Consider the following 3,386-nt stretch of genomic DNA (forward strand, 5'->3'; position numbering starts at 1 on the left):
AGCGGGAGGCAGGCAAGCTCGACGCCAGATTGCGTCGGGATTGATGACCATGTGCGCTGGCGGCTGATCTCCGGACTGCTGCGGAACTAGCGAAAAAGGTTGCGCTTGGTCATGTACCGAGGGTAGCCGACCCCCTGCCCTCCTCAAACTACGTCCTTCTGACAGCGCCCGCCAGAGCTATGCCCTCCTACTTCGACGCCCCGACCCCGCGGCATAGCTGACCAGCGGATCGTCGCCGCGTAGAAGTTGACCCTGCTAGGTTCCAGCTAAGTTCTTCCGGGCATCTACGTTGAAGCCAGGCCCTGGCGTGATGCGGGGGCAGGCGACCGGGATGCCATGGCAAGTAGGGGAACTTAATGGCTGTAAAGATAGGCTCACTGGCACCTCGCTCCACTGTTCTTGACAATGGACGATTGGAACTGTCGGGGGCACTCGGGACCCAGACGGTTCGAGTGGGGACCAACACCTTCGTTTATGTCGCCGGTCAGGATGACGCTGGAATCAGCGGCTTTCGCGTCAACGCCAACGGATCGCTGACCAATGTAGCGAACAGGGCCGACAGCGACGACGTGGCGTTGAGTGGCGTCGCAAACTTCGCGACGGCCACGATAGACGGCTCAACCTACCTATACGCCAACTCCACCTACGAGAACGGCATCACCGCCTTCCGGGTAAACCCGACCGGCACCCTGACCCGGGTTGACGTGTATTTCGACTCCGGCCCGCTGGAACTGTCAGGGACCACAGGCCGGATGTCGATTGCCGTCGTGAACGGCAATCCGCGCCTTGTTGTTTCTGGCGCGAGCGATGACGGCTTCAGCGTGTTCCAGATCGGATTCGATGGCCGCCTGTCGCGGCTGGCCAACAGGACCGATGCGGCCAACCCGCAGTTCGAGCTCAACGGAGCCATGGACACCGCCACTGCGGTGGTGGGCGGGCGCAGCTTGATCTTTGTCGCAGGGCGGGATGACGCCGGCATCAGCTCATTCGAGTTACGCCCCGACGAGAGAGTGGTCTTCCGCGACAGCTACTCCGACAGCGACGGTCCGGCCGCGAGCCTGAGTGGCGTCACAGGGCTGGCAACCGCCACCGTAGCCGGGGCGACCTACGTCATCGCGGCCGGCCAGTACGACAACGGTGTGACATCATTGGCGGTCAACGCGAGCGGGGGCCTGACCTTTGCCGACAACCTCACCGAGAGCACGTTCTCCGGCCTCGCAGGGGCGAGCAGTGTGACGAGCTTCCGGCTTGAGGGTGAAAGCTTCGTCGCCGTGTCGGCCAGGAATGACGATGCCCTTAGTCTTGTCCACGTTGGCAGGGGTGGCCAGCTGACCGAGGTCACACGCGTGTTCGACACAGCGGGGACAGCGCTCGGAGACGGCCAGTACAACTCCTTCGCGGTGGTCGGTGGCCGGCCGATGCTGCTGGCCACCGGGGCCGATGATAACGGCGTCACCGCCTTCGAGATCGGCGGAAGGAACGACAGGCTAGCGGGTGGGCGGGCTGCCGACGTCCTGCTCGGCTTGGGCGGAAACGACGTGCTGATCGGCAACGGAGGGAATGACCGGCTGATTGGAGGGTTCGGGGCTGACGAGCTAGTGGGTGGCGCAGGTCGTGACACGCTGTCCGGCGGTGCCGGGGCTGACGATTTCGTCTTCACCAGCCTTGCCCACAGCGGGACTTCGGCGGCAACGGCCGACGTTATCCGCGGCTTCGGGCGTGGGGTCGACGACATCGACTTGACCACTATCGACGCGAGAAGCGGATCGCTCAGGAACGACGCCTTCGTGCTTGACACCAACGGCTCCTTCTCCGCTGGCGAAGTCCGCCAGAGAGTGGTGCAGGGCAATCTCCTGATCGAACTCAATGCGGATGCGGACCCGCAGGCCGAGATGGCGATTCTTCTGGCAGGAGCCCAGGCGCGGCTTGCCGCGTCAGACTTCCTGCTCTGAGACCTGCGAGCGGCCCTGTCACGTCATTTGCTTGCGCAGGTGCGTCAGGGCCGCTTTGCTGATGAGCCAGTCTCGAAGACGTAAGCCTCCAGAGATCGCGACCGTGGCCCGCCGCTTGCCATGAGTACTGGAAAGGCCCGGTCACCTTCATGAACGTCTCGTGGAGGCGCTACTTCCAGCGGGTGAGCGCGGACCAGAAATCGGTCTTCTTCGGACCTCATTGGGAAGCAAAGGCCAGAACCTCTGCTGAGAATGTCGGGCCGAACCTCTGCCATCATAAGCGCGCCGTTTCGTGGCGCAGCCTATGCTGAGTTCGTGGACCAGGTCCTCTTCGTTCCGGAGTGATGCCGGGAACCGCGCATACAGCACCCCCGCCAGTCGAGGCGCCTTGGGGAGGTTTCGACACATCGAAACAGGCTATGCTGATTCTTCGGCCAGCCCAGGCACTCCCTTGCCCCGCTCAAGCTCTGTTTGTCTGACACCGCTCCCGCGCCACTTGGCACGAGAGGCCTGCCTGCAAGAACCACCTTTAAGGAGGAGATCCATGGAGACACGGGCAGCGAATGGAGTTCCTCTCCTATTCTATGGGTTTCCCACAAAAGATGAGGTCTTGGCAGAAGGGCTCAGAAGAAAAACCGCGAGACGGGACGCCGAGACACCCGTGCCCATCCTCGTTCGGGTGACTCTTCGCGACAGCGCGGTCGTCTCGATAATCTGGAACATGCGGGAATGGGAGACCTCGACAGATGTCGAAGAAGAGCTTCGGAGCCACCAGGCCAGAACCCTCCCCCAAGCAGAATACGATGCAATCTTGGTCGAGTACGCCTTTGAGCCGAATGACCTGCCCGAGGTCGTCACAGTCTAACGATGTCGCCTAGCTCCAGCGATGGTTGTCCTAAAGCTCGATGACGGCTCGTCTGTCCGTCTCGGGCCGGAGTATCCGAACCATCAGTCTTATGGCTTCGTAGAGGACCGGAGGCACGAGATGCTTAGCCTGATCGGCCACTCCCAAGCCTGATCGACCTTGGAGGCGCTGCTCGCCTGTACACATTGTCTCCCCAGGGCACACGGGCTGGATCACACCGAGTGGCAGCAACTGTGCAACGGTCGCACAGGGATGAGGCACCTTTGTGCAACGGTTACACGTTCAGAAGCGAGCCGCAGATCTGGCGCATCGCACCTCGCGGGCGTCGCGGCGACTGCCTACCGAAAGTATATAGAACAGCGACTTCGCTCGCAGGCCGCAGACGCACCTTCCGCGTCTCCTACCCCACGAGCATAGGCCACCCACGCTCTGGGATCCTAAGATTCTCCAAGGTCTAATGAGGGCGCTCACCCGGTGGATCTGCGCTCGTATGGAGGCGGTCGGCTGCATCTGCGCATGTCCGGTGGGCAGCTCATGCGGGTGGGGTGGTTGGCCTGCCCCAATCGGGT

2 protein-coding genes are annotated in these 3,386 nt (G+C 62.3%); both read left to right on the top strand.

The window, feature by feature from the left end; all coding sequences use genetic code 11:
• The first annotated feature begins 452 nt into the window (after positions 1-452).
• Positions 453-1,952 (top strand): M10 family metallopeptidase C-terminal domain-containing protein, encoded by a 1,500-nt coding sequence (locus FHG66_RS21215; protein ID WP_176556393.1) that lies wholly within the window; start codon positions 453-455, stop codon positions 1,950-1,952.
• A 544-nt stretch (positions 1,953-2,496) separates the two neighbouring features.
• Positions 2,497-2,817, top strand: coding sequence for a hypothetical protein (locus tag FHG66_RS21220; protein ID WP_139079136.1), 321 nt, complete (start codon positions 2,497-2,499; stop codon positions 2,815-2,817).
• Positions 2,818-3,386: the final 569 nt, after the last annotated feature.

The sequence above is a fragment of the Rubellimicrobium rubrum genome, assembly GCF_006152115.1.
Taxonomy (GTDB): Bacteria; Pseudomonadota; Alphaproteobacteria; order Rhodobacterales; family Rhodobacteraceae; genus Rubellimicrobium; species Rubellimicrobium rubrum.